Source organism: Roseateles cavernae (genome assembly GCF_040187885.1).
GTDB lineage: Bacteria > Pseudomonadota > Gammaproteobacteria > Burkholderiales > Burkholderiaceae_C > Roseateles_E > Roseateles_E cavernae.
On the sequence record NZ_JBDPLH010000027.1, the window covers coordinates 1 to 5,675 of the forward strand.

Consider the following 5,675-nt stretch of genomic DNA (forward strand, 5'->3'; position numbering starts at 1 on the left):
CTGCTCCTCGCGCAGCGTGGCCATGTCGTCAGGGCTCAGCCGCTCGGTGGTGTCGTGGCCCTCGGCCAGGTCGGCGCGGGTCATGCGCGAACTTCGAGCGGCAGCGGCAACTGCACCGTCCCGGGCAGCGCATACACCGGCACCGGGCGCTTCACGCCGGGCTCGCGGCGCGGCTCCAGCTGCAGGGCCTTGCGGGCGCGCACCATGTTGTCGAGCGTGTGGCGCGTGACGGCCAGGCCGGTGCAGGCCACGCGGGCCAGCTGGCGCGTGGTGCCAGGCCCGTGCTTGAACAGCGCGCGGCGCAGCGCGATGTGGATCTCGCCGGCGGGCCTCATGCGGCACCCCGCTGCAGTTCGTCCAGCGCGGTGGGCTGCAGGCCCTGGCCACCGTGGCGCAGGTTGTTGGCAGCCAGCGCGCGGAACAGCCTCGGCCCCAAGGCCAGCAGCTCGGCCCACTGCTTGAGGATCTCGGCCAGCTCGTTGTCGCTCACGGCATCGTCGCCGCGCAGCGCTCGCGCGATGCTGCGCACCACATCGGCCGCCTCGTCCATCACGTCCGCCGCGCAGTCTGAGATCGCTGCGTCTGTCCCCAGCGCGCCAACAATCGGCACGGCCATGAAGCCGCAGTTCTGAGCGAACGCGAGCAGGATGCGATAGTCCCGCGCCTTCTGGGTGATCTCTTCCGCCGTGAGCAAGCCCAGCTTGGCTGCGCTGCCCTCCGGTGGGTTCAGCTCGTGCGACAAGCTGCCCGGGGCCTTGCCCAGCCGCGCCGCCATGGCCCTGGCGCCACCATAGTCGCGCACCACCAGGCCGGCCACGTCCACAAGATTCATGCCGGCGAGGTCGGCCGCCTCGCTGGCTGGTTTCGTCATTGCCACGATGTCAAACCCCCGTTGATGTTGTGATGGTTCGAGCCCGCTTGCGCCGCGAGACTTGCGGCATGCGTGACACGAGGAAGAAAAGACCCACCCGCCTGCCGACGCGCAACACAAGCGCAGGGAGGGACAACACCGCCGGCCGCAAAGGCCCGGGGCGCGCCGGCGTACTGCCAGCGGGTGGGGGAAAGGCGCTGCTGAAGGCGCACTGCAAGGGGTGGGCGCCCTGCCCTGTGGGATACGCTGGGGGTTCCGCAACCAACCAGCCCAGGGAGGGCACCCATGAAAAACCTGCAAGAGGCCACAGAGAAGATCTGCGAACTCAAGGGCACGGTGCTGGCGTACCAGGCCGCACTCACCGCGATACTCCGAGCGCTGCCAGCAGACGCTGCGCAAGCCGTGATGCAAGAGCTGCGCACCGAGCAAGAGATCTGCACCACGGTGCTGCTGAACCATCTGGTGTCGGAGCACACTCGGACAGCGTTCGACCGCGACATTCAGCCACTGTTTGCCAGTCTGAAGCGGACGCTGCCCCCAGAGCCGCCCGATACGCCGCCTCACGCCTGGCGCGGTCCGCAGGGCTGACATCACGCTGCATCGCCCTGCTCCTTCGTTTCAGCCGGCCCGCACACCAGCTCCAGCCGGCGCACGCACTCGGACACCTGGCCCGCGTCGCGGATCAGGTAGGTGGCTTCGATCAGCGGCGGCTTGCCGGGCAGCAGCGTGAGGACAAGCTTGATTAAGCCGGCCGTCTCGACGCCCAGCGCCTGGGCCAGCAGCGCGTTCGGGCTCGGCTTAGGCTGCATGGCGCGCCTCCTCTTCGGCCGGGGGGATGGGGGGAGCGCCTTCGGTGCCGATCAGGTGGGGCCACTGCTCCCACCAATCCTTCGGGCGCAAGTCCCATGCCCTCACCTCGCCGCCGCTCAGCCGCTCGATGGCTGGCACACAGCGCGCCGGCACAGGGCGCTCGCCCTTGCTCATCTGCGACACAAAGGCCGGAGACCGCTTGATCTCCCGGGCGATGGCGGCAGCCCGGCCGCGCGACTGATCGAGGTACTCGTTGAGCTTCATGCGCATAGCATAAAGCATTGCTTTAATGAAAGTAAAGCATTGTCCTCGCGTCTTTGAATCTGGACGATAAGCAATGCTTAAAGAACAACAGATGAAGGACACAGACGCGATCCGCGCCTGGCTGGTGCCGGCCGTTGATGCGGCGCTCAAGCGCAAGGCCACCAAAGCCGAGATCGCCGCCGCCTGCGGCGCCTCTCCACAAGCCCTGGCCGGCTGGCTCAAGACCGGCCGCATCACCAAGGCCAACCTGAAGCGCGCCGAGGCCTACTTCGGCACGTCACCCAGCTTCACCAGCGGCGAGCCCCTGGCGGCCGGCGAACCGGCGGCAGGCGCTTGGCCCTTCACGAAATTCAGCCGCCTGCAGATCGTCCAGCTGCCGCCCACCGCGCGCGAGCTGATCGAAGACCATGCCGCCCTGGTCATCAAGTCCGTGCAAGCCCATGCCGCGCCGCCGGCCAGTGGCGGACTCGACTGGCGCACCGTGGCTCATGAAGTCTTGGAAAGCCTCGACCAGCACGGCAAACGCCAGCGCTCGGCCGCAGAACTCGTGGCGATGATCGATGCCCACTTCGCCGCCCACCAGGCGGCCTCGCGCGGTAAGGCGACCCGCTCAGCCCAGAAGTCAAACGCAGATACGTGACGTAGTTCACGCGCAACGCGGGCCAGGCGGGGCCCCTGTAAGGCCTAGCAATTGGCGACCTGCGCACACTCGTGGCACAACCTGAGCAGCAGTACCCATGGACAGCCAAAAGCCACCAGACTCCGTCGTGATGAGCGGAGAAAACAATACAAACGCCTACACCGCAGAGGGAGATATCTTGATCGGCCAGTCACCACCGCCACCCGAAGAAACCGCGCAGCCATGCACCAAATGCGGCCATCCGAACTGGCCAGGCTGGCAGATCTGCCGGGTCTGCAGGTTCGACCGCCTGGCCTGGCTCAAGATCACACTCCAGTGCGCCACTCTCGCCCTCGGACTCGGTGCCATCCTGCTGCTTACCCTGATCCACGCCAAGCTCTGAACCACACGAGCCGGGAACAAACCCTGATTGCCCTTGTAACAATGCGCAAACCAACATAGGCACCATTCCAGGGAGAAAACGTGTCACCGAAGAGCTTGCCACCCACACTGCGACAAACCATAGACGCCGGTATCCGCGCTGCCGACCTCGACGGGCTGCCCGAGGGCCGGCCCGTCGTCATCTTCAGCGGCACCAACAACACCAACGTCTACGCCCCGGAAGCCGCCGGTGGCATCACCATCACGCCCCGTGCCACCGAGCGCAAGCGAGCTGACCCCGCCTGACATGGGCCTGCGCATCATTGGCGACATCCTCGCCTGCATCGGGCTCCTGTCTCTGCTCGCCTCGTGCGTGATGGGCGTGGGGCTCGTGACGCCGATCTGGGGCTTTGGCCTCCTGATCGTGGGCCTGCTGATGATCATCGCCGGCCGCAAGGCCCCCGCCCCAGCCAGCTCGGTCGACACGCCCCATCCCAGCACGCATGTGCGCTGCCCCGACTGCCGCGAGCTGGTCCGCATGGATGCCAACAAGTGCAAGCACTGCGGCGCCAAGCTGATCCCCACCCGCGAGGCCGAGCCCATCATCCACAACCCGCCGCGAGGCATCGGGTTCGACAGCGTCATCGGCACCATCGTGCTGATCATCATCGGCCTCGCAGTGCTGAGTTACCTCTTCTAGAAGCGGCCCAGCGCCCTGCACGCAAGCGCCCATGAGGCGCTTTGCTTTACCCACAAATAAAGCATTGCTTGCTTTTCATTTTCAGCAATGCTTAAATCGCCTCCATCCCAACCGGAGGCGACCATGCAGCAAGCACTACCCGCAGCAGCTCCCAGCAGATTCGAGCAGCCGTACCCGACCCGACTCGGCACCTACTCCGTCTGGGAGTTTGGCGAGAACCTCGGCAAGCACGGCTGCACGCTCCATCGAGATCTGGTGCATGACGAGTTCGGCCACCTGCAAGCTGTCGACCTCCACGGGGCCGCGCTGCATAACTGGGCGAACCACCACCCGCACGAGGTCGATGACGAAGCCATGGCCGCCTACTGGCCGCACGAGATGCTCGGCCGCTTCGCCCCGCCAGCGCCACCCCAGCCGCCCCGCATCCGCGCCGAGATCCTGCCAGCCGACGAAGGCGACTTCATCGGCTACGCCGCCGAGCTGAAGATCAGCACCGCCCGCCCGCTGGAGGGCGAGCCCTTCTACCTGCTCAACATAGGCGCCAACGACCTGGTCTACGCCACCCGCAGCGAACTGCAGGGCCTCGTCGCCGCCGCTGCTGCGGTGCTGAGCCTGCAGCTCACGCCCTGCGCCGGTGATGTCGACCTGGTCGACGACGCCGACACCCTGGCCGCTCTCGCCGAGGTGCTGCAATGATGGGCGCGCTGGTCAACCTCAATCGCGGCGACGACCCCATGACCCGCATCACCGAGGCCGAGCTGCTGCGCCTCATCGCCGAGCGGGCAGACCACGACATCGAGGGCGCCGGCTGGGGCGACTTCAGCCACGGCCACCTCGCCAGCNCCGAGGCCGAGCTGCTGCGCCTCATCGCCGAGCGGGCAGACCACGACATCGAGGGCGCCGGCTGGGGCGACTTCAGCCACGGCCACCTCGCCAGCCAGCCGCTGCCGCTGCAGCCCGCCGAGGCCTGCACCGAGCTGGGCGCCGACAGCCCCAACCCCGCAGCGGCCGAGGCCTGGCTGCTGGCCCGCTGGTTCGCCCGGTGGCCCCGCCTGGCGCCCTGGGTCGTGTCGGTGGGCATCGTCCTGCTGATGGGCTTGGCCGGCAGCGGCGACGACGAGATCGAACAGCTCAGCGCCGAGCGCGCCGAAGAGCTGGCCAGCGCGCAGGAGCTGCAGCCGTGAGCGCCGCGAAGCAAGCGGCGCGGCAGCGCTACTCGCCGATGAATCCGCCGCGCCTGCAACGGCCAGATGAGTCACTCTCCGCCTACCGCATCGAGATGGGCTGGGACCATGCGCCCGCGCGCCAGTGCGTGATTTGCGAAGGCTTCTGCCTTGAGCAGGCAACGGTCGATCAGGCCATGACCGCACTGGCCACGGCGCGAGGCAAGCGTGAGCACCTCGCGGCTTACGAGGCGCTGGTCATTGCCGCGCGGACGGAGATCGTGCGACTTCGCGCCGAGATCGCCGGAGGTGCAACGTGAGCCCGCGCAAGCCCCAAGCCATTGCCGTGGCTCCAGTCCAGCATGGGTGCGCCGTTTGCACCACACCGCGCCGCTGCGGAACGCCGGCCTTGCGCACGATCAAAGGCCCGCACTGCGTCGGCCGGGCTGACGGGCCAGATGAGTGCGACTGCCTAACCGCCTGCGGCGATGACCCGTGGCTGAAAACCGGCATGGCGCTGCCTTGCACGGAACGGCTCGCCGCGATGGTGGCCGAGTTGGACCGCAAGGCTGCGCAACTGCAGCTGGTCGCTGACCTGCAGGATGCGATCGCTCTCGTCGACGGCGACCGCATGGCACTCGTGCTCTGCCACTCCAAGCCGCCCCAGCACGATCACATTCCTGCCGATGAGCCGGGCGCGATCGCCGCCGAGGCAGCCTACCAGCGGGCGCTCAAGGCCATGCGCACTGTGCATGCTCAGTTGGTGCGGAGCAGCGCTGTATGACCCCCACCCTCGCCACCATCGCCCAGGCCTGGCGCGAAGCCGAGCAGCGCCAGTACAGCGCCTGCAACCACTGCGACCACCAC

At 67.6% G+C, this 5,675-nt stretch carries 12 protein-coding genes; 8 read left to right on the plus strand and 4 right to left on the minus strand.

From position 1 onward, the window contains the following. Positions 1–80: 80 nt before the first annotated feature. Both ABGI63_RS25570 and ABGI63_RS25575 read right to left on the minus strand, forming a co-directional pair. A complete protein-coding gene (locus ABGI63_RS25570; RefSeq protein WP_349745336.1) occupies positions 81–335 on the minus strand; it encodes a hypothetical protein in 255 nt (84 codons plus the stop codon). Continuing rightward, a complete protein-coding gene (locus ABGI63_RS25575; protein ID WP_349745347.1) occupies positions 332–871 on the minus strand; it encodes a phage regulatory CII family protein in 540 nt (179 codons plus the stop codon). Before ABGI63_RS25575 ends, ABGI63_RS25570 begins: the two co-directional genes overlap by 4 nt. A gap of 285 nt (positions 872–1,156) precedes the next feature. On the opposite strand from ABGI63_RS25575, the gene ABGI63_RS25580 reads away from it, so the two are divergent. Next, a complete protein-coding gene (locus ABGI63_RS25580; protein WP_349745337.1) occupies positions 1,157–1,459 on the plus strand; it encodes a hypothetical protein in 303 nt (100 codons plus the stop codon). 2 nt (positions 1,460–1,461) lie between these two features. On the opposite strand, the gene ABGI63_RS25585 is transcribed toward ABGI63_RS25580, so the two are convergent. Both ABGI63_RS25585 and ABGI63_RS25590 read right to left on the minus strand, forming a co-directional pair. After that, complete coding sequence (locus tag ABGI63_RS25585) at positions 1,462–1,680, minus strand: hypothetical protein (RefSeq protein ID WP_349745338.1); 219 nt, start codon at positions 1,678–1,680, stop codon at positions 1,462–1,464. Further along, positions 1,670–1,945: a transcriptional regulator gene (locus ABGI63_RS25590; RefSeq protein WP_349745339.1), complete on the minus strand. Its 276-nt coding sequence runs from the start codon at positions 1,943–1,945 to the stop codon at positions 1,670–1,672. The genes ABGI63_RS25585 and ABGI63_RS25590 overlap by 11 nt, the downstream gene beginning before the upstream one ends. A gap of 91 nt (positions 1,946–2,036) precedes the next feature. Between ABGI63_RS25590 and ABGI63_RS25595 the strand changes: the two genes are divergently transcribed. From ABGI63_RS25595 to ABGI63_RS25625, 7 genes are all read left to right on the plus strand, one after another. After that, positions 2,037–2,585, plus strand: coding sequence for a hypothetical protein (locus ABGI63_RS25595; protein WP_349745340.1), 549 nt, complete (start codon positions 2,037–2,039; stop codon positions 2,583–2,585). A 97-nt stretch (positions 2,586–2,682) separates the two neighbouring features. After that, positions 2,683–2,967 (plus strand): hypothetical protein, encoded by a 285-nt coding sequence (locus ABGI63_RS25600; protein WP_349745341.1) that lies wholly within the window; start codon positions 2,683–2,685, stop codon positions 2,965–2,967. An 80-nt stretch (positions 2,968–3,047) separates the two neighbouring features. Next, positions 3,048–3,251: a hypothetical protein gene (locus ABGI63_RS25605; protein ID WP_349745342.1), complete on the plus strand. Its 204-nt coding sequence runs from the start codon at positions 3,048–3,050 to the stop codon at positions 3,249–3,251. Position 3,252: 1 nt separating this feature from the next. Further along, entirely contained in the window at positions 3,253–3,645 is a 393-nt protein-coding gene (locus ABGI63_RS25610) for a zinc ribbon domain-containing protein (RefSeq protein WP_349745343.1), read from the plus strand. A 123-nt stretch (positions 3,646–3,768) separates the two neighbouring features. Next, positions 3,769–4,341, plus strand: coding sequence for a hypothetical protein (locus ABGI63_RS25615; protein WP_349745344.1), 573 nt, complete (start codon positions 3,769–3,771; stop codon positions 4,339–4,341). 484 nt (positions 4,342–4,825) lie between these two features. Then, a complete protein-coding gene (locus ABGI63_RS25620; RefSeq protein WP_349745345.1) occupies positions 4,826–5,128 on the plus strand; it encodes a hypothetical protein in 303 nt (100 codons plus the stop codon). Positions 5,129–5,217: 89 nt separating this feature from the next. Continuing rightward, entirely contained in the window at positions 5,218–5,592 is a 375-nt protein-coding gene (locus ABGI63_RS25625) for a hypothetical protein (protein ID WP_349745346.1), read from the plus strand. Positions 5,593–5,675: the final 83 nt, after the last annotated feature.